Source organism: Pseudomonas sp. Irchel s3a10, from assembly GCF_900187525.1.
Taxonomy (GTDB): Bacteria; Pseudomonadota; Gammaproteobacteria; order Pseudomonadales; family Pseudomonadaceae; genus Aquipseudomonas; species Aquipseudomonas koreensis_G.
The window spans coordinates 817,401-837,413 of the sequence record NZ_FYDR01000002.1; the positions used below are offsets into that span (position 1 = coordinate 817,401).

Genomic DNA, 20,013 nt, shown 5'->3' on the forward strand with positions numbered 1-20,013 from the left:
TCCTCCTGATCTTCGTTGCGTTAAAGGCGCTTAAAGGATGTCCCCAGATGAGTATATGGATGTCGTTAATTGTTGTAACGGCACTGTCTCTAGCACTCACGGGGGGCATGCGGCGCTATGCACTTGTTCGCAGTATCGTGGATCTGCCAAACAATCGTAGCTCCCATTCTATTCCGACGCCTCGCGGCGGTGGGATTGCGATAGTTTTCAGTTTTCTACTTGCGCTGCCGATTTTTGGCATCTGGGGTATTGTCGATTGGACTTTGATCATCGCAATGCTGGGGGCGGGATCAGTCAGTGCGGTATTGGGGTATCTGGATGATCGCGGTCATATCGCTGTTCGCTGGCGATTGCTCGGCCACTTTGTCGGAGCATTTTGGGCACTATTGGTGTTTAAGGGAATGCCTCCAATAAATTTGTTTGGAGTGCTGATTGATTTTGGTTGGGTTGGTCACCTGCTGGCGGTTTTTTATCTGGTTTGGATGCTTAATTTATATAATTTCATGGATGGTATTGACGGAATTGCCAGTTTTGAAGCGGTTACCATTTGTTTGGCTGTATGTTTTATATATTGGTTGACTGGGTACAAGGACCTTATATGGCCTCCTTTGCTTTTGGCTATGTCTGTTACAGGTTTTCTTTATTGGAACTATCCTCCGGCTCGAATTTTTATGGGGGATACCGGCAGTGGTTTTCTGGGGATTGTGTTCGGTGTTTTTTCGCTTCAGGCGGTCTGGCGTAATCCAGAGTTGCTGTGGGTGTGGTTGATCCTTCTGGGCGTATTTGTAGTGGACTCGACGTTTACATTGATACGGCGCTTTATTCAAGGAGCCAGGCTTGATGAGGGGCATCGTACTCATAGCTATCAGATCGCAGCCCGCCGCTGTGGAAAACATTCTACTGTCATATTTTCAGTTGTTTTAATTAATATATTTTGGTTGTTCCCGATTGCGCTAAGTGTGATGATTTTTGGTCTTGATGGTTTTGTTGGTGTTCTTGTTGCGTATACACCTCTACTATTAATTGCTCTTTATTTTGGTGCAGGAAGGATAGAGGGAGGGTAGTTGTACATGTTTTTTTCAACTTTTCACACTTCTGGTGACAAAAAGACTGTTGATTAAATTTTTGGTTCTACAGTTTTTCAATTTTACATTTAGTATTAAACACATTTTTGACACTCCGCGAATTTGACCTAATTTTGAAAGGCGGCAAATGAAAAGCTATCCTCTCAATTTGAAATAATGGAGTTTTAAATATGTCTTACGGATTCTTTCGCTCTCTAGTGCTTGCAGTGTTTGCAACCCTTTCAATCAGTGCAATAGCGGCCCCGGTGGTCGATTCCTCGCCTGCAGCTCTGGAGATTTCTGAGAAAAGACAAGACGAGAGAATCGATCTCAATGCCGCTGATGCGGGTACCTTGCAACGCGAGTTGACAGGCGTGGGTAAGTCAAAGGCTCAAGCCATTGTTGCCTACCGTGACATCAACGGGCCATTCTCTTCAGTTGACGAGCTCCTGGAAGTAAAAGGAGTAGGCAAAACGATTCTCGAAACGAACAAGGAGAAGCTACAAGTAAAATAAGCACTGTCGCTATGTGAAAGGCCAGCTTGACTGGCCTTTCTGCTTTGTCGTATCACGTGTCGACGTGATACGCCGCCTCCTCTATGTAATGCGGCTCAAGACTCTTTTGTCGCGCCATGACTGTTCCTTTCTTTCAACCCGTAGCACTCATCGTATGATTTCCCTTGACTAGCCCCGGCTCATGGGAGAATCAGGGAAGTAACTGGCAATGGATTTTTTAGTTTATAGGTGTTGACTTTTTCAGAAATACTCTGATCATTATTCAATGTTAAATAATATGACACATATCTGACAAGGAGAAGTTACAGGATATGTGCTTGTGGCATACTTGAGTCCGGTGTCCCTGGAGTTAGCTGCCAGGTAAACATCAGCTTGGTTTGTCGTTGATCAGAGAGTGTTATCTTCAAATGGATAGAAAAAGCGTAATCCCTGTAATCGCGGCTCTGGTCGCCTTCTTGTCCGTGTCGACCATGCTTCGTTTTCCGGGCTTGCCTATAGGCGTTGGCGAAGTAATCGTTTTGTTGACTGCGGTTATTTTTTATCGCCGCGGCCAGTTTTTACAGAATTTCAAGCACCCGCTGATGCTGTTCTGGATGGCTTTCATAATCACTGCCATTGCAGGCTATTTTGTGGGTACTGTACGTGGAGAGGCAACCGTACATACGGCGATTGCTTACGTTTACGCTGCCGGGTTCACTTTGATCGTTCTCGCTTATGTGGGGGATCTAAATAAAGAAGAATTTCAGCGCTTCATTAGAGCGTTGGGAACAATCCCTGTTCTGCTGCTTTCAATTCCGCTTGTGATTTTTCTGGTTGGTAGCGAATGGGTTTCGAATTTGCTGGAAATCAATACCACCTTTTATCCGTCAAGAGTTGCTGCATGGTCTACCAATCCTAATCAGTTAGCATTGTTCTTGTTGCCTGTGCCGATCTGGTTGGCCGCTGTGTCACAAAATACCAGTTGGCGCGGATTGCGACTTTTCAAGAAATTCATATTTCTATGGTTTGTGTTCTTTTTAGGGTTCTGTGTGAGGAGCGATGCGCTGCTATTGGCGTGGACCATTGGAGTTCCTCTTTTGACCATTATCGCGTGGTGCTGGTTAAAAAGAATCAACTGGAAATTTTTTGCGAGCGTGATTGCCGCGTTTGTGCTCGCGTTCGTTTCCTTCAAGTTTTTCTTTGATGGCCCTGGTCAGCAACTTTTCGAGGCTGTTCGAAATGAAGTTTCAGAGAAAATTTCCTCGGTGGAGCAACCTTCAGCCACGGACCGGGAAAAGGAACTAACTAGTATCAATTCTTCGTCGTCCAATACTTCAATCATTGCGCAAGATAATCCGGCAGGATCTGGCGAGGTGCAGCAATCACATGCCGAGATTCGGGCGAAGGAGACTCCTGCACCCCTTGTTTTTGGTCGATCTGACTCAGCTATTGGCGTTGGGATGGATCCAAATAAGGCGGGTGTACGTAAAACCTTGTGGGTACACGCCTATGAAGTGTGGAAGTTGTCTCCGATTGTCGGGCATGGGCCTGGTGCATTCTCTTATCTGGATTCACCCGATGAGAGACAAGAGGCGCACAATCTTCTCCTGGATATGCTTACGCAAGTAGGTATCGTGGGGGTAGGTCTTTTTGCTGTTGCTTACTTGTGGCTGATCATTGGTGCATTCAAGGCACGTGATCCTTACTCGATTACTCTATTGATCGTCTTAATGGTTTTCTCTGGTGCTCACTTTATGCTTCGCCAGCCGATATTTACGCTGTATATGGTGATTTGCGCTGTAGTTATAAAGAACAGGCTGTTTGAACAGGTTGCTGAAGATGAGGTTGACGATAATAGTCGTGTCTCATCTTCGGTTTCTTGAGGTCGGTTTCGTATATAAAAAAAGAGAGTTGTATCCATGCTGGATACAACTCTCTTGTTTATCGTTTCAGGAAATATGAATCCCGTTGATTATAAATGTAATGGCCGAAGTAGCAACTAGCTAAAATTCCAAAGTACACAAGGAGGAATGGGGCAATACTGTACAGTCCAGTCCGAGGCAGTAGCATGATTTTCACGAAAATCATGACGTGTGCGCCGAAGACAAGCGGGTTTGTAGAGTTAACAAGTTTCGCCAACAGGCCACCAAAAACACCTGCTGCAATCAGATACAAACCTGGTATCCAGAGTGTGTAGGCATAGAAATCCGCAAAAACTGACCAGCCCATACCAAATCCTTGTTGGTATGCATCTCCGGACAAAGCGATTTTGGAAAGGAATTGCCCGAAGTAAAGTTGATCCAGTGGAACAGATTGCCCCGCCAGAGCAAAAAATGTCGGAACAGCCGGAAATATACTGTGAAAATAGGCAAGCGTTGGGTAGCTGTCAATCTGCATGGCTGAATGAATATAGAGCACTGTAAGTCCTTGATTATCAATAAACCAAGGCAGATAAAGTGCGGTTTTTTCCCCAAAGTTGCCAGCGCGTGTGCCGAATGCTGCGAACGTCACCAGTACGGCGAGAATGGCAGGAATGGCTATTAGCGCAAGGCGGTCAATTTGTTTGATTCTGGTATGGAACAACCATATGCAGAGCAGGGAATATCCCATGATGCCGCCACGGATACCCAGTTGCAGGTTCGCAATGTAATAGGCTCCCAGCAATGCCATTACTGTCCAACCAAGCCATCGCGAGTTCGAAGCGAAAGCAAGGCCCAGCGCTATCAGCAGACCGTATTGTGCTGCAGTACTACCACGCGTTGTGAAGTCGCTTGAAGCAGACTTATACAGCGACAAGTAACCATCGCTGTGTACGGCGTTGTAAACATCGGGAAAGCTGATCAGAAAAACCACGGTAGAAATTGCTGCCAGAATCATGGAGGGAATACTCAGAGTCCATGCCCAAGAGATATCGTTACTGCTGGTTATCTGGCTCGATTGCTTGGATATCGTAAACATGTATCCCACGTGTATTGCATACAGGCATGTGGCGATATAGACCGATAGACGAACACCTTCCTTGGCACTCATCGATATCGTCACGAAGTCGGGTCTGTGTACGGAAAAAATATTGGTTTCCATACCCAATGCTGCTATGTCGAAGCCCGCAGCATAGCTGAGAAATCGACCACCAACGAATAACGATACGCAGCCTAGAAAAAATATGTATGTATGCACGATAGTGCGATGAACTAATACGCTCGTGATAATCAGGTAGACCAGGGTGGCGACGATTAGTAAGGTTGAAGCTGTTTCAGCTTGAGGCATCGTCAGGCTGTCTGGGACGAGCATCCAGGCCAGCAGCAGCAAGGGAATTAACCCTAGAGAGGCCACGGAAATAATCCTGGCGTTTGCAAGCCGATGAAGATTGAGCTGTTTGATATTCATGTGATTTCTTGACGATTTGAAAGTACTTGTATCATGCCATAAAGCGACTGGTGGATCGTCAAGGCTTTGCCGCCATCCTCTACGACTTCTGGGATTCAACGTTCGGATTTGCTCATGCAGGCAACTCCAAATGCCTTGGCTTCATGGTTACGCGTCTTGTATCCCCGTTGTGATGATGAAAGCCCGCTGATGATATGAGTTCTGTGCAAGCGTGCCTTTCGTTGAGCAAATAAAATTACCTTTGTAATATTTACGTCGTATTATGCCTATAATTCTCCTACCTCGTCAGCGTCTCCTGGTGTCGGGCGGCTCATCTTTCATCTAATCTGCGGAGTATCCTCATGAAATCAGGCCAAACCCTGGGAACAGCCCTCATCACCGGCGCCTCATCCGGCATTGGTGCCGTCTATGCTGAGAGATTGGCAGCGCGTGGATTCAATCTGTTGTTGGTGGCGCGAGATCAAAATCGACTGGAGACGGCGGCAACAGAAATTCGTGGCACCTACGGTGTCAAAGTGGAAGTCTTCAAGGCAGACCTTATGCGCAGGGAAAATCTGCTCGATGTGGAGCAACGCCTGCGCAGCGATGCAAGCATAACCCTATTGGTAAACAACGCTGGTGTGGCAACGGATGGTCCGTTGGCCAACGCTGATATGGAGCAGCTAGAACGTTTGATCCTGCTCAATATCACCGCCGTCACCCGCTTGGCAGCAGCTGCTGCTGCGAGTTTTACCAAGTCCGCTCGGGGCACGATCATCAACATCGCCTCGGTAGTGGCGCTGTTTCCGGAGCGCTTCAACGCGACCTACAGCGCGAGTAAAGCCTACGTGTTGAGCCTGACTCAATCGCTCAACGCCGAGCTCGAAGGCACAGGCGTGAAGGTGCAAGCGGTGTTGCCCGGCGTTACCCGCACTGAAATCTGGGAGCGTTCCGGCATCGACGCCAGCGGCATTCCGGCGGAGATGGTGATGGAGGCTGGCGAGATGGTCGATGCGGCGCTGGTCGGTCTGGATCAGGGCGAGTTGATTACCATCCCGTCGCTACCGGACGAGGGGGAATGGCAGGAATTTGTGCGTGCGCGGCATGTCATGGCGCCGAATCTGTCGCGCAGCTCCGCGGCCCAACGCTACAAGAATTGATCAGAGGTAACTGTGGTATGAGTGAACGTCGAATTGTTGTCACCGGTATGGGCCTGGTTTCTCCTTTGGGCAGTGACGTCGAGATTGTCTGGCAGCGCTTGCTCGCCGGGCGCTCGGGCCTGCGCAATTTGCCTGACGCGGTGAGTGCAGATCTGCCGACCCGTGTCGCCGGGATGGTGCCGACTGCGGCAGAGGACGTCGAGGCCGGTTTCGATCCGGACCTTGCCACGCCGCCCAAAGAGCAGAAGAAGATGGACCGCTTCATCATGTTCGCCATGGAAGCGGCGCGCCAAGCGTTGGCGCAAGCCGGATGGCAGCCGTCCGAGGCCAAGGATCAGGAGCGCACTGCGACCATCATCGGCTCCGGTGTTGGCGGGTTCGGTGCAATAGCCGACGCCGTACGCACCACGGACAGTCGTGGCCCGCGTCGGCTGTCGCCGTTCACCATCCCATCGTTTCTGGTCAATCTGGCGGCTGGACATGTATCGATCCAGCACGCTTTGAAAGGCCCGCTCGGCGCACCTGTGACTGCTTGTGCTGCCGGGGTCCAGGCGATAGGCGATGCTGCGCGGATGATTCGTGCCGGTGAAGCGGATATTGCGGTTTGCGGCGGGGCGGAAGCCTGTATCGATCGGGTCAGTCTGGCCGGTTTTGCCGCGGCGCGAGCATTGTCCAGCGGTTACAACGACACCCCCGAACGTGCCTCACGACCGTTTGATAGTGGTCGCGATGGTTTCGTAATGGGCGAGGGCGCCGGTCTGCTGGTGATCGAATCGCTGGAGCATGCGCTGGCCCGCGGCGCGCAGCCTTTGGCTGAGCTGGTCGGTTACGGCACCACTGCCGACGCCTATCACCTCACCGCCGGGCCGGAAGACGGCAGTGGTGCACGCCGCGCGATGCAGTTGGCGCTCGCTCAGGCGGGCGTCGCGCCAGAGCAGGTGCAGCATCTCAATGCGCATGCGACCTCGACGCCGGTTGGCGATCTTGGTGAATTGGCTGCGATCAAGGCGCTGTTCGGTACGGAGAATAAAATCGCCGTGACCTCGACCAAATCCGCCACAGGGCATTTGCTCGGCGCTGCCGGTGGGTTGGAAGCGATCTTCACCTTGTTGGCCATCCGCGATCAGGTAGTCCCGCCGACGCTCAATTTTGACAATCCCGATCCTGCGAGTGCGGGTGTAGATATCGTTCACGGCCAGGCGCGGCCGACGCCGATCGAATATGCCCTGTCCAACGGTTTCGGTTTTGGCGGAGTGAACGCCAGTGTGCTGTTCAAGCGCTGGCAGGCTTAGTCCTGCGATTGCTTGAGGTGATCGCGATTGACGTCGAGGATGCGCTGAGCAAGCTCGGCGTCAGCGACACTGCGCGACAGCAAGAGTGCGCCGACCAGCGTCGACATGATGACGATGGCCCGGTCGGCGCTGTTGACGCCCTCAAGGGTGCCTTCGATTTGATTCAGTCGGGCATTGAGTACTGCATCACTGGTCGGGCTCGGCTGGCCGCGCAGACCCAGCTCTGAGGAAATGGTCAGCAGCGGGCAGCCTTCGTGCGGAGAGGTCTGATGCCATTCGGACAGGTAGGTGTCGATAAACGCCTGCAGCGGGTGTTCCTGGGCAAAGATCTCGGCGCACAGACCATCGACTTGATCGCTCGCCTCCTGCAAGGCTTTTTCGACCAGTTCGTCCTTGGATTTGAAGTGCGAGTAAAAGCCGCCGTGGGTCAGCCCCAGCGCTTTCATCAGCGGTTGCAGACCGGTAGCACCGATGCCGTCCTTGCGAAAGCGTGCCGAGGCTTCCTTGATGATGCGCTGATGAGTCTGGGCTTTATGGTTCTGCGAGTAACGCATGTGGAGCTCTCCGCAACAAGGCCCCCATCTTAACCAAGGAAAATTAAATGGTGACTGTACTTCTACTTCTAAAAAGTCGGCGGATAAGTCCAAAGCCACGAAAAACAAACCCCGCCTCTTCCGGCGGGGTTTTTCGTTCAGCGATCCTGTGCGTCCTTGATGTCCGCTTCGGCGTTGCGCTGTGCAACGCGTTTGCGTTCTTCGTCGGTCAGTTCAACCTTGTTGGCGGTGTCGCGCAACATCATCAGTCCGCCAACGATCGAGCCGATTGCAACGACCAGAATCAACCAGGCATACCAAGGCATAACGGCTCTCCTTAATGGCAGCTCGGCGGGCGAGGGTTTCGCCAGCGAGGCTGCATACCACTTTGAGCGAAGTGAGTTCGCAGTGGTTCCATTCTAGGCCCGATATCCCCGACGCACCTTAATTCCCTGTAGGAGCTGCCGAAGGCTGCGATCTTTTGACTTTGCTTTTTCAAAAACAAGATCAAAAGATCGCAGCCTTCGACAGCTCCTACATGATGGGTTATCGCCCCGTCAGCATCGCATCGGCCGGAGCGTCAGCGCGCAGTTGCCCGGTGAGCAGGAAGTAGCCGAAGCCGACTGCCATGAAGCCGAGGAAAATCAGCCCGATCAAGGTGTTGAACCACGCCATCGCCACCAGGCAAACCACCGCCAGCACCAGCGCGATCAACGGAATCAGCGGATAGCATGGCGCACGGAAAGTCCGCTCGAGATTGGGTTCGGATTTACGCAATTTGAACAGGCTGAGCATGCTCATGATGTACATCACGATCGCACCGAACACGGCCATGGTGATCATCGCCGCGGTAAGGGTCATCCCACCGAGATTGATCAGACCGTCGCTGTAGATTGCGGCGATGCCAATGATGCCGCCGGCAATGATCGCCCGGTGTGGGGTCTGGAAGCGCGAGAGTTTCGCCAGCGACGCCGGCAGGTAACCGGCGCGGGCGAGGGCGAAGAACTGCCGCGAGTAGCCGAGGATGATCCCGTGGAAACTCGCCACCAGACCGAACAGACCGATCCACACCAGCATGTGCAGCCAGCCGGAGTTGTCGCCGACCACAGTCTTCATCGCCTGCGGCAACGGATCGTTGATGTTCGCCAAGGTGCGCCAGTCGCCGACGCCACCGGCAAAGAACATCACGCCCATCGCCAGCAACACCAGGGTCAGGATGCCGCTGATGTAGGCCTTGGGGATCGTGCGCTTCGGATCCTTGGCTTCTTCGGCGGCCATGGCCGCACCTTCGATGGCCAGAAAAAACCAGATAGCGAAAGGAATTGCGGCGAACATCCCGGCAATCGCTGGTGCGCCAAAAACGTCCGAACCGGCCCAGCCATTGAGCGCAAAGTTGCTGAAGCTGAAGGCCGGAGCGACCACGCCCATGAACACCAGCAATTCGGCGACGGCGAGCACGCAGACGATCAACTCGAAGGTTGCCGCCAGTTTCACCCCGAGGATGTTCAACCCCATGAAGACGATGTAGGCGCCGACTGCCGCGTGTTTCGGGTCAAGCGCCGGAAATTGCACGTTCAGGTAGGCGCCGATCGCCAGCGCAATCGCCGGTGGCGCGAAAACAAATTCAATCAACGTCGCCAGTCCGGCGATCAGCCCGCCTTTTTCTCCAAAGGCACGGCGACTGTAGGCAAACGGCCCGCCCGCATGCGGGATCGCCGTGGTCAGTTCGGTGAAGCTGAAGATGAAGCAGGTGTACATCGTGGCGACCATGAACGAGGTCACCAGAAAACCCAGCGTGCCAGCCACGCCCCAGCCGTAACTCCAGCCGAAGTACTCGCCGGAAATCACCAGCCCGACGGCAATGCCCCACAGGTGCAAGGTGCCGAGTGTGGGTTTGAGTTGTGTGTTCATGCGCTTGCTCCCGGAACGGTTTTGAAAGCTCGGGGAAGGGCGTGTGCAGTGGGCGTGCCATTGCCGTGAGTCAGGTCGTAAAGCGCTGAAAGCTGTCGTATCGGGGATGTTCGCGGCTGGATGAGCGTTTTTTGTGCGCCAGTTGGGTGCGATGCTGTCGGTTATGCCGTCTTCGCGAGCAAGCCCGCTCCCACATTGGATCTGTGGCGTTCACAAATCCCCTGTGGGAGCGAGCTTGCTCGCGAAGAGGCCCGCCAACACGACGCAAAACCCTGCTGTAACGAACGCATAAACCGACTCTTTACGCTTTCTTTATGCGCCGCCGCACCCCTCGCTCTCGTTCCTTTACAGCCTCCTTTCCGACAATGCCTCCACACGCGGCAATACGCCGTAATACGGAGATCTTCCATGAGCGTTCTGGACGGGGTGTCCCTGCTGTTGGCAGCCGGGCTGTTCATTTATCTGTTGGTTGCGCTGTTGCGCGCGGACCGGAACTAGGAGCGGCTATGCACAGTTATGACTATTGGCTGATCCTCGCGTTTTTTGCGGTGGTCTTGCTGCCGGCGCCGTTCCTCGGGCGCTTTTACTACAAGGTTATGGAAGGTCAGCGCACTTGGCTGACGCCGATTCTCGGCCCGGTCGAGCGCGGTTGCTATCGGATTTCCGGGGTTGATCCGCAGGCTGAGCAGAGCTGGCAGAAATACACGCTGGCCTTGCTGGCGTTCAACCTTGCCGGTTTCCTGCTGCTGTTCGCGATCCTGTTGTTTCAGGATCACCTGCCGCTGAACCCGCAAAACCTGCCGGGCCAGGAATGGACACAGGCGTTCAACACCGCGGTCAGCTTCATGACCAACACCAACTGGCAGTCCTACAGCGGTGAAGCGACGCTCAGCTACCTGAGCCAGATGGTCGGCCTCACTGTGCAGAACTTCGTCAGTGCCGCCACCGGTCTCGCGGTGCTGGTTGCGTTGTGCCGTGGCATCGGTCGCAAGTCGGCCAAGACCCTGGGCAACTTCTGGGTCGATATGACCCGCGCCACCCTCTACGGCCTGCTGCCGCTGTGCCTGCTGCTGGCGCTGTACCTGGTGTGGCAGGGCGTACCGCAGACCTTCGCGCAATACGTCAATGCCATAACCATGCAGGGCGTCGATCAAGTGATCCCGCTCGGCCCGGCCGCCAGCCAGATTGCGATCAAGCAACTGGGTACCAACGGTGGTGGCTTCTTCGGTGTGAACTCGGCGCATCCGTTCGAGAACCCGACCGCGTGGAGCAACCTGTTCGAAGTCACTTCGATCATCCTGATCCCGGTGGCGCTGGTGTTCACCTTCGGTCATTACGTGAAAGACCTGCGTCAGAGCCGCGCGATCATCGCCTGCATGCTCGCACTGTTCCTGATCGGCGGCGCGACTTCGCTGTGGGCCGAATATCAGCCGAACCCGACCCTGAACAACGCCGCTGTCGAGCAGACCGCGCCGCTGGAAGGCAAGGAAGCGCGCTTCGGCACCACCGCCACTGTGCTGTGGTCGGTGACTACCACCGCAGCGTCGAACGGTTCGGTCAATGGCATGCACGACAGCCTCAACCCGCTTAGCGGCATGGTGGCGCTGGTCAACATGATGGTCGGCGAAGTGATCTTCGGCGGCGTCGGTGCCGGGCTCTACGGCATGTTGCTCAACGTGTTGATCGCGGTGTTCCTCGCCGGTCTGATGATTGGCCGCACCCCGGAATACCTCGGCAAGAAACTGCAGGCGCGGGAAGTGCAATTACTGGTCGTGACTCTGCTGGTCATGCCGATCGGCGTGCTGGTGCTTGGTGCGATTGCCGCCACTCTGCCTGGCCCGGCGGCGACCATCAGCAACCCCGGCCCGCACGGTTTCAGCCAGTTGCTCTACGCCTACACCTCGGCCAGCGCGAACAACGGCTCGGCTTTCGGTGGCCTGAGCGCCAACACGCCGTTCCACAACCTGATGCTCGGTCTGGGTATGTTGATCGGTCGCTTCGGCTACATCCTGCCGGTACTGGCCTTGGCCGGTAGCCTGGCAATGAAGAAAACCGCACCGATCGGCCAGAACAGCTTCCCGACCCACGGCCCGCTGTTCGTGACCCTGCTGACCGTGACCATTTTGCTGGTGGGCGGCCTGACCTTCCTGCCGACTCTGGCGCTCGGTCCGATTGCTGAACACCTGAGCTTGGGCTTCTAAGGAATCCATCATGAATATGCATGTTCCTGCAAAACCTGCGGTGCCGACCAAGTCGGCAGAAGCACCGAAAACCGCGATCTCGGCCCTGTGGCGTCCGGCGCTGGTGCAAGCCTTCGTCAAGCTTGACCCGCGCCAACTGGTGCGTTCGCCAGTGATGCTGGTGGTCGAACTGACGGCGATCTTCACCACCGTGCTGTGCTTCATCCCGGACAACGTCGTGCCGACTTTCGTCGCCGCGCAGATTGCTCTGTGGCTGTGGTTCACCGTGCTGTTCGCCAACTTCGCCGAAGCCTTGGCCGAAGGTCGCGGCAAGGCTCGCGCCGACAGCCTCAAGGCTGGCAGCGAAGGCCTCAGCGCGCGGCGCAAACTGGGCAATGGCAGTTTCCAGGTGGTGCCCGCCGCCAGCCTGCGCAAAGGTGACGTGGTGCGCGTCGAGGCCGGGGAGATGATCCCCGGTGACGGCGAAGTCATCGAAGGTATTGCCGCGGTCAACGAAGCGGCGATCACCGGTGAATCGGCGCCGGTGATTCGCGAGTCCGGCGGCGATCGCTCGGCGGTCACCGGCAACACGCGCCTGGTGTCCGACTGGTTGTTGGTGAAGATCACCGCCAACCCGGGTGAATCGACTCTCGACCGCATGATCGCGCTGGTTGAAGGCGCCAAACGCCAGAAAACCCCGAACGAAGTGGCGCTGGATATCCTGCTGATCGGCCTGACCCTGATCTTCCTGCTGGTGGTGGTGACCCTGCAGCCGTTCGCCCACTTCGCCAACGGCAGCCTGCCGCTGGTGTTCCTGGTGGCGCTGCTGGTCACACTGATTCCGACCACCATCGGTGGCCTGTTGTCAGCCATCGGTATTGCCGGGATGGATCGTCTGGTACGGCTGAACGTGATCGCCAAATCCGGGCGCGCCGTGGAAGCGGCCGGTGACGTGCACGTGCTGCTGCTGGACAAGACCGGCACCATCACCTTCGGTAACCGTCGTTGCAGCGCGGTGTATGCCGCGCCGGGCGTGAGTGGTCGCGAGTTGGCCGAAGGCGCGTTGTTCGCTTCGCTGGCGGACGAAACCGCCGAGGGCAAATCCATCGTCGAATACCTGCGCGGTCTGCACCCGCAAACCGAGCCGGCGCCGGATACGTTGACTGCCGTACCGTTCAGTGCGGAAACCCGCTTGTCCGGTGTCGACTATCAGGGCCGTGTTTACCGTAAGGGCGCAGTCGATTCGCTGCTGGCCTTCCTCGGTCAACAGCGCTCCGATCTGGCCCCGGCGCTGTCCCGGGAAATCGACAAGATCGCGCAGAGCGGCGGCACGCCGTTGCTGGTCTGCGCCGACGGCAAGCTGCTCGGTGCGATCCATCTCAAGGACGTGGTCAAGCCAGGCATTCGCGAGCGTTTTGCCGAGCTGCGCAAACTGGGGATTCGCACGGTGATGGTCACCGGCGACAACCCGTTGACCGCTGCGGCCATCGCGGCAGAAGCGGGCGTCGATGACGTGCTCGCCGAAGCCACCCCGGAGAAAAAACTGGCGCGCATCCGCCTTGAGCAGAACGACGGTCGTCTGGTCGCCATGTGCGGCGACGGCGCCAACGACGCCCCGGCGCTGGCCCAGGCTGACGTCGGCATGGCGATGAACGACGGCACGCAAGCCGCACGCGAAGCAGCCAACATGGTCGACCTCGACAGCGACCCGACCAAGCTGCTGGACGTGGTGCAGATCGGCAAGGAGTTGCTGGTAACCCGAGGCGCGCTGACAACCTTTTCCATCGCCAACGACGTCGCCAAATACTTCGCGATTCTGCCGGCATTGTTCGCCGCGATTTATCCGCAACTGGGCGTGCTGAACATCATGCAACTGACCAGTCCGCAGAGCGCGATCCTCTCGGCGATCGTCTTCAACGCCTTGATCATCGTCGTGCTGATTCCACTGGCACTGCGTGGCGTGCGCGTACAGGCAGCGAGCGCCGCGGCACTGCTGCGCCGCAACCTGCTGATCTACGGACTGGGCGGGATTCTGGTGCCGTTCGTGGGGATCAAGGCGATCGACATGCTGCTCACGGCTTTGCATTTGGTGTGATCCATTCGCGAGCAGGCTCGCTCCCACATTTGCAATGCGGCCTCCTGTGGGAGCCAGCCTGCTGGCGATGAAGTCGACTCGGTCCACCTGAATTAACGCGGTATCCGCTTTCTGAATTCGAGGATTTTGCAATGTCCACAATGATACGTCCGGCCCTGAGCCTGGTGGTGCTGATGACCCTGATCACCGGCGTGGCCTATCCACTGGTGGTGACCGGCGTCGCGCAGGTCGCTTTCCCTGAGCAGGCCAACGGCAGCCTGGTGCACGATGCCGATGGCAAGGTGCGCGGCTCGTCGCTGATCGCCCAGGATTTTGTCGGCGATGCGTGGTTCCATCCGCGCCCTTCGGCGGGCGCCTTTGCCACCGTGTCCAGCAGCGCCAGCAACCTCGCGCCGAGCAATCCGGCGCTGGCCACTCGGGTAATCGACGACGCCAACAAGTTGCAGGTGCCAGGCCAGGGGCCGGTGCCATTGGCGTTGCTGACCACTTCCGGCAGTGGCCTCGATCCGCACTTGCCACCGGCGGCAATTGCCTATCAACTGGCGCGTGTCGCGCAAGCGCGCAACTTGCCGGTGGCGACCTTGCAGCAACTGCTCGATGCGCACATCGAACAGCCGCTGGTGGGGCCGCCGGTGGTGAATGTGCTGGAGCTGAACATGGCGCTGGAAAAACTGTAATTCTGCGGCGCTGCCATTCGCGAGCAAGCTCGCTCCCACAAGAGCAACACTGAACCTGTGGGAGCGAGCTTGCTCGCGAAGAGGCCATAACTGGCAACGCATAAACATCTGACTGAAGAGATCAAGCATGAGCGACTCCGGCCGCGCCGACGCCCTGTTAGCAGACCTGCCCCGCGACGGCCGTGGCCGGCTGAAGATTTTTCTCGGCGCCGCCCCCGGGGTCGGCAAGACCTACGCGATGCTCCAGGCCGCGCACACGCAATTGCGCCAGGGTGTGAAAGTCATCGCCGGTGTCGTCGAAACCCATGGTCGTGCGGAGACCGAAGCGCTGCTCGGCGGTTTGCCGCAGCAGCCGCTGGTGCGCTCGGAATACCGTGGCGTGATGCTCGAAGAAATGGACCTCGACGGTCTGCTCGCAGCCAAACCGAAACTGGTGCTGGTTGATGAGCTGGCGCACACCAACGCCCCCGGCAGTCGCCACGCCAAGCGCTGGCAGGATATTCAGGAACTGCTTGCCGCCGGCATTGACGTGTACACCACGGTCAACGTCCAGCACCTGGAAAGTCTCAACGATCAGGTGCGCGGCATTACCGGTGTGCAGGTGCGCGAAACCCTGCCGGACTGGGTGCTGCAGGAAGCCTACGAACTGCTGCTGATCGACCTGCCGCCGCGTGAATTGCTGGAGCGTCTGCGCGAAGGCAAGGTCTACGTGCCGGAGCAGGCGCGGGCGGCGATCGATGCGTTTTTCACCCAGACCAACCTCACCGCGTTGCGCGAGCTGGCGATGCAAACGGCGGCGGCGCAGGTCGACAACGACCTCGCTCAAGGCTATCGCCAACTCGGTCAGGCGGCTCCGGCGGTGCGTGGGCGTTTGCTGGTCGGCGTCGATGGCGATGCGCATGCGGAACGCCTGGTGCGTCACGCCAGCCGGGTGGCCCAACGTCGGCATTTACCGTGGAGTCTGGTGCATGTCGACAATGGCACGGTGCGCGACGAGCAATCGCGCCTGCGCCTGCAAAATGCCCAGCAACTGGCTGAACGCCTCGGCGGCGAAGTGGTGTTGTTACGCGCCGGCGAAGTGGCGAAAACCCTGATCCAGCATGCCGCCGAACGCCGTGCGAGTCTGCTGCTGGTCGGCCAGTCGCGGCCGAGTCTGCGGCGTCGCCTGTTCGGTGGTGGGCTCGCCGCGCGTTTGCTGCGCCAGGCCCACGGCCTGGAAATCAACGTACTCGACAACGATCATGAACACCCGCAACAGCGCCTGCGAACGACGCCGACGCTGGTCTGGTTCGACTATCTGTTGGCGCTGGTTGCCACGCTGCTGGCCAGTGCGCTGGCGTGGGCGGTATCGAGTATTTTGCCGTTGCCGAACATCTCGCTGGTGTTCCTCGCGGCGGTGTTGCTGGTGGCGGTGCGCAGCAGCCTGGGCCCGGCGCTGGCCTGCGCGGCGCTGTCGTTTCTGACCTACGATTTTCTGTTCATTCCGCCGAATTTTTCCTTCGCCATCCAGCGCGAAGAAGACGTTTTGACCTTGCTGTTCTTCCTGCTGATGGCGGCGCTCACTGGTAACCTCGCGGCGCGTCAGCGGCGGCAGTTGCAGGCGTTGCGCGACACGCAGGAAGAGACCACGGAGCTGCTGGATCTGTCGCGCAAACTCACTGCCGCAACCGATCGTCAGGCGGTGATCAGCGCTGCGGCGCAGCACCTCAACGGCTGGAGCGATCTGCAATTGTGCCTGCTCAACCGCGATGGCCAGGGCGGCTGGAAAGTCGAAACCGGCGGGCCGCTGGAGTTCAGCGAATCGGAACGCGCCGCCGCCGACTGGGCCTGGCAACACGATCAACCGGCCGGCATGGGCACCGGTACGCTGCCGTTCGGTCGCTGGTGGTGGTGGCCGCTGTCGGTGGAGGACGGGCCGCTGGCGCTGCTCGGGGTCTGCGCCAAAGAAGGCCAGACCTTGAGTGGCCAGCGTCGACGCCTGCTCACTGCGTTGAGCCAGCCACTGGCTCAGGCGCTGGCCCGTGCGCAACTGGCGGACGATCTGGAAGCCGCGCGCCTGCACGGCGAAACCGAGCAATTGCGCAGCGCGTTGCTGGCCTCGGTGTCGCATGATTTGCGCACACCGCTGACCGCCATGCGCGGCAGCATCGACAGCCTGCTGGCGCTCGGCGAAGCCATTCCGTTGGAGGATCGCCGCGAGTTGCTCGAAGGCACCCGCGACGAAGCCGAACGCCTCGACCGTTACATCCAGAATCTGCTGGACATGACCCGCCTCGGCCATGGTGCGTTGAAGCTGGCGCGCGACTGGGTAGCGCCGGCGGACATCGTCGGCAGTTCGCTCAATCGCCTGCGTGCGGTGCTCGCGCCGTTGCAGGTCAGCACCGACGTGCCGTCCGAGTTACCGCTGCTGTTCGTGCATGCGGCGCTGATCGAGCAGGCGCTGGTCAATGTGCTGGAAAACGCTGCACGTTTCTCACCGGCTCACGGTCGTTTGCAATTGAGCGCCGGGGCGAGCGAGGACGAGATTTTCTTCACGGTCAGCGACGAAGGCCCGGGGATTCCCGAAGACGAGCGAGCGAAGATTTTCGACATGTTCTACACCGCCGCGCGCGGTGATCGCGGCGGGCAGGGCACCGGTCTGGGGCTGGCGATCTGTCAGGGCATGGTCGGTGCGCATGGCGGGCGGATCAGCGTCGCCGAGGGCATCGACGGGCGTGGCACCAGCATCACCTTGCACCTGCCATTGCAGGCGCAACCGGGGATGGACAATGAAGCCTGAGCCCGGCTGCGCTACTCTCTTGCCAATCCTTTGTGTTGATGTGAATTCATGAGCCAGACCGCGACCATTTTGGTCATCGATGACGAACCGCAGATCCGCAAATTTCTGCGCATCAGCCTTGCCTCACAAGGCTACAAAGTGCTGGAGGCCGGCACCGGTGCCGAGGGCCTCGCGCAGGCGGCGCTGAACAAGCCCGACCTGCTGGTGCTCGACCTCGGCCTGCCGGACATGGACGGTCAGCAGGTGCTGCGCGAGTTTCGCGAATGGGCCACCGCGCCGGTGCTGGTGCTGTCGGTGCGGGCCAGCGAAGGGCAGAAAGTCCAGGCGCTGGATGGCGGTGCCAACGACTACGTGACCAAGCCGTTCGGCATTCAGGAGTTTCTCGCCCGGGTCCGCGCCTTGTTGCGCCAGGCGCCGGCCGGCGAGGCCCAGCAAGCGGCGCTGACGTTTGGCCCGTTGACCGTGGATCTGGCGTATCGGCGGGTGCTGCTCGACGGCGCCGAAGTGGCGCTGACCCGCAAGGAATACGCGGTGCTGGCGCAACTGGCGCGGCATCCGGGGCGGGTGATTACCCAGCAGCAATTGCTCAAGGATATCTGGGGGCCGACGCATACCGAGGACAGTCATTATCTGCGGATTGTGGTTGGGCATTTGCGCCAGAAGCTGGCAGATGATCCGACGCGGCCGCGGTTTATCGTGACTGAGGCGGGGGTTGGGTATCGGTTGTTGAGTGACAACAGCCTGTAGGTTTTGGGTTGGCTGAGCTGACGCCTTCGCGAGCAAGCCCGCTCCCACAGGGTTCTCCGGTGTGATTGAAATTTGTGTTTCTCACCGGCCACTGTGGGAGCGGGCTTGCTCGCGAAGAGGCCCTGACAGCCAGCCGAGAACTTCAGGGCTCTCTACTCTGCTCACTCTCATACCGATCCAGCGTATCCCGCGCAATTTCCCGTCCCAGCGCGATCAGCTCCGGCGCCTTGTAGAACTCGAAAAACCGGCACACGCGCTTCGGCACGTTGATCAGAATGTCCGGCGGATAGCCGGCGATCTTGTACTGCGCCAACGAGGTCTGCATCACCTCGAAACTCTGGTTGATCAGGTCCAGCAGCGACGCCGGCCCGACGTTGTCGATGATGAACGAACCGGTGGCGGATTTCGGTGCGCCTTCGCGCTCGGGAGCCGCTGCCGGTTGCTGACTTTCCGGCTCGCTGCCTTCCAGCCACGGATTGATGTCTGCCGCCTCGGCGCGCAAGGCTTCCTGTTCGAGCAACAGCAACTGCTCGGCCTGCTTGCGGCGGAATGGCATCTTCGAACCGAGGGAAGTGAGCAGGCTGTCGAAGCGCGAACGAAACGCGGGTGGACGCTGAATCACCGGCAATTTGTAGTGCCGCTGGTTGGTCGCGTTGAGGTTGACCGCGATGATCAGGTCGCAGTGGCTGGAGACCACCGGCACGATCGGCAACGGGTTGAGAATGCCGCCGTCCACCAGCATCCGGTTGCCCTGCATCACCGGGGTGAACAGGCTGGGAATCGCCGCCGAGGCGCGCATTGCCTGATGCAGGCAGCCTTCCTGAAACCAGATCTCCTGCTGGTTGGTGAGGTCGGCGGCGACCGCAGTGTAGGGGATGCGCAGGTCTTCGATGTTGATCTCGCCGACGATCTTGCGGATCTGCCCGAAGACTTTTTCGCCGCGAATTGCACCGAGGCGAAAACTCACGTCTACCAGCCGCAGCACATCCAGATAGTCGAGGGTTTCGATCCAGGTGCGGTACTCGTCAAGTTTGCCCGCCGCATAGATCCCGCCGACCACCGCGCCCATCGAACAACCGGCAATGCAGGCAATGTCGTAACCGCGTCTTTCGATCTCCTCAATGACCCCGATATGGGCATAGCCCCGGGCGCCACCGGAGCCCAGCACCAGTGCGACACGCTTTTTCATCAAACTTCCTCCCGACAAGGCTCCACAATGCACCCTTCGGGGGGCGGGCGACAATCGGCAGGGTCGCTGGAGACGGCAGGAGCGTCGTTTTTTCGATACTCCGTGACCGCTCGGCGCTATGCTTTAGTCGCCGCAGATTCATGGGGCGCCAAGGCACTTTTCCCGCGCTGCAACGTCTTACCTGCACGACTGTTGACCTATTTTGAGGTGTGAGTGATGAAAGCCTGGATCTGTGTGCCGTTGATCGCGCTGGCATTGGCCGGTTGCGCTGGCAAGACTGCTTATCGGGACAGCTGTGGCAGTCAGCTGGATGCCGCGTGGCATGAACTGGACCTGGCCAAGGCCGAGGGTTTCGCCGGCACGGTCAGCTACTCCAAGGCGCTGTCGTTGCTGACGGCGGCCAAGACTCAGCAGCAATTCGAAGGCTTTGAAGGCTGCAGCAAAAAGGCCGAGAAAGCCCGCTTCTATATTCGCGAATCCCGCGCCGGCCGCTAAGCTGCTGACTTGACGCAAGGATGCGCCTGCC

Annotated in this window: 17 protein-coding genes; 12 read left to right on the forward strand and 5 right to left on the reverse strand. The window is 57.9% G+C overall.

What is annotated here, in order from left to right; all coding sequences use genetic code 11:
* Nucleotides 1-47: 47 nt before the first annotated feature.
* The 3 genes from CKW11_RS09285 (at nucleotide 48) to CKW11_RS09295 (ending at nucleotide 3,441) form a co-directional block, all read left to right on the forward strand.
* Nucleotides 48-1,064, forward strand: a complete 1,017-nt coding sequence (locus CKW11_RS09285) for a glycosyltransferase family 4 protein (protein ID WP_095137275.1) — start codon at nucleotides 48-50, stop codon at nucleotides 1,062-1,064.
* Nucleotides 1,065-1,255: 191 nt separating this feature from the next.
* Nucleotides 1,256-1,579 carry a helix-hairpin-helix domain-containing protein gene (locus tag CKW11_RS09290; RefSeq protein ID WP_095137276.1) on the forward strand — a complete coding sequence of 108 codons (324 nt, stop codon included), beginning with the start codon at nucleotides 1,256-1,258 and terminating at the stop codon, nucleotides 1,577-1,579.
* A gap of 407 nt (nucleotides 1,580-1,986) precedes the next feature.
* On the forward strand, nucleotides 1,987-3,441 hold the full coding sequence (locus CKW11_RS09295) for an O-antigen ligase (protein ID WP_095137277.1): 1,455 nt from the start codon (nucleotides 1,987-1,989) through the stop codon (nucleotides 3,439-3,441).
* A 58-nt stretch (nucleotides 3,442-3,499) separates the two neighbouring features.
* On the opposite strand, the gene wzy is transcribed toward CKW11_RS09295, so the two are convergent.
* Nucleotides 3,500-4,945, reverse strand: coding sequence for an O-antigen polysaccharide polymerase Wzy (wzy, locus tag CKW11_RS09300; protein ID WP_095137278.1), 1,446 nt, complete (start codon nucleotides 4,943-4,945; stop codon nucleotides 3,500-3,502).
* Nucleotides 4,946-5,286: 341 nt separating this feature from the next.
* On the opposite strand from wzy, the gene CKW11_RS09305 reads away from it, so the two are divergent.
* Both CKW11_RS09305 and fabF read left to right on the forward strand, forming a co-directional pair.
* Nucleotides 5,287-6,084, forward strand: a complete 798-nt coding sequence (locus CKW11_RS09305; protein ID WP_095137279.1) for an SDR family oxidoreductase — start codon at nucleotides 5,287-5,289, stop codon at nucleotides 6,082-6,084.
* A 17-nt stretch (nucleotides 6,085-6,101) separates the two neighbouring features.
* Nucleotides 6,102-7,376: a beta-ketoacyl-ACP synthase II gene (gene fabF / locus CKW11_RS09310; protein ID WP_095137280.1), complete on the forward strand. Its 1,275-nt coding sequence runs from the start codon at nucleotides 6,102-6,104 to the stop codon at nucleotides 7,374-7,376.
* Here the strand turns inward: fabF and CKW11_RS09315 are convergent.
* The 3 genes from CKW11_RS09315 to eat form a co-directional block, all read right to left on the reverse strand.
* Nucleotides 7,373-7,930 carry a TetR/AcrR family transcriptional regulator gene (locus tag CKW11_RS09315; protein WP_095137281.1) on the reverse strand — a complete coding sequence of 186 codons (558 nt, stop codon included), beginning with the start codon at nucleotides 7,928-7,930 and terminating at the stop codon, nucleotides 7,373-7,375. The two genes, fabF and CKW11_RS09315, sit on opposite strands and share 4 nt — an antisense overlap.
* A gap of 137 nt (nucleotides 7,931-8,067) precedes the next feature.
* Entirely contained in the window at nucleotides 8,068-8,235 is a 168-nt protein-coding gene (locus CKW11_RS09320) for a DUF2897 family protein (protein WP_003226857.1), read from the reverse strand.
* 220 nt (nucleotides 8,236-8,455) lie between these two features.
* Nucleotides 8,456-9,820: an ethanolamine permease gene (gene eat, locus CKW11_RS09325; RefSeq protein ID WP_095137282.1), complete on the reverse strand. Its 1,365-nt coding sequence runs from the start codon at nucleotides 9,818-9,820 to the stop codon at nucleotides 8,456-8,458.
* Between the two features lie 408 nt (nucleotides 9,821-10,228).
* On the opposite strand from eat, the gene kdpF reads away from it, so the two are divergent.
* The 6 genes from kdpF (at nucleotide 10,229) to CKW11_RS09355 (ending at nucleotide 18,298) form a co-directional block, all read left to right on the forward strand.
* On the forward strand, nucleotides 10,229-10,318 hold the full coding sequence (gene kdpF, locus CKW11_RS09330; protein ID WP_007963673.1) for a K(+)-transporting ATPase subunit F: 90 nt from the start codon (nucleotides 10,229-10,231) through the stop codon (nucleotides 10,316-10,318).
* 8 nt (nucleotides 10,319-10,326) lie between these two features.
* Nucleotides 10,327-12,021 (forward strand): potassium-transporting ATPase subunit KdpA, encoded by a 1,695-nt coding sequence (kdpA, locus tag CKW11_RS09335; RefSeq protein ID WP_095137283.1) that lies wholly within the window; start codon nucleotides 10,327-10,329, stop codon nucleotides 12,019-12,021.
* Nucleotides 12,022-12,031: 10 nt separating this feature from the next.
* The gene (gene kdpB, locus CKW11_RS09340; RefSeq protein ID WP_095137284.1) at nucleotides 12,032-14,095 is read left to right on the forward strand and encodes a potassium-transporting ATPase subunit KdpB; all 2,064 of its coding nucleotides are present in this window, start codon (nucleotides 12,032-12,034) and stop codon (nucleotides 14,093-14,095) included.
* A gap of 131 nt (nucleotides 14,096-14,226) precedes the next feature.
* Nucleotides 14,227-14,772, forward strand: coding sequence for a potassium-transporting ATPase subunit KdpC (kdpC, locus tag CKW11_RS09345; RefSeq protein ID WP_095137285.1), 546 nt, complete (start codon nucleotides 14,227-14,229; stop codon nucleotides 14,770-14,772).
* 127 nt (nucleotides 14,773-14,899) lie between these two features.
* Nucleotides 14,900-17,551 (forward strand): sensor histidine kinase KdpD, encoded by a 2,652-nt coding sequence (locus CKW11_RS09350; protein ID WP_095137286.1) that lies wholly within the window; start codon nucleotides 14,900-14,902, stop codon nucleotides 17,549-17,551.
* A 48-nt stretch (nucleotides 17,552-17,599) separates the two neighbouring features.
* Nucleotides 17,600-18,298 (forward strand): response regulator, encoded by a 699-nt coding sequence (locus tag CKW11_RS09355; protein ID WP_047295501.1) that lies wholly within the window; start codon nucleotides 17,600-17,602, stop codon nucleotides 18,296-18,298.
* Nucleotides 18,299-18,440: 142 nt separating this feature from the next.
* Here CKW11_RS09355 and CKW11_RS09360 read toward each other — a convergent pair whose 3' ends face one another.
* Nucleotides 18,441-19,487 (reverse strand): patatin-like phospholipase family protein, encoded by a 1,047-nt coding sequence (locus tag CKW11_RS09360; protein WP_095137287.1) that lies wholly within the window; start codon nucleotides 19,485-19,487, stop codon nucleotides 18,441-18,443.
* A gap of 216 nt (nucleotides 19,488-19,703) precedes the next feature.
* Here CKW11_RS09360 and CKW11_RS09365 point away from each other — a divergent pair, with 216 nt between their 5' ends.
* Nucleotides 19,704-19,982 carry a hypothetical protein gene (locus tag CKW11_RS09365; protein ID WP_041069470.1) on the forward strand — a complete coding sequence of 93 codons (279 nt, stop codon included), beginning with the start codon at nucleotides 19,704-19,706 and terminating at the stop codon, nucleotides 19,980-19,982.
* Nucleotides 19,983-20,013 lie beyond the last annotated feature (31 nt).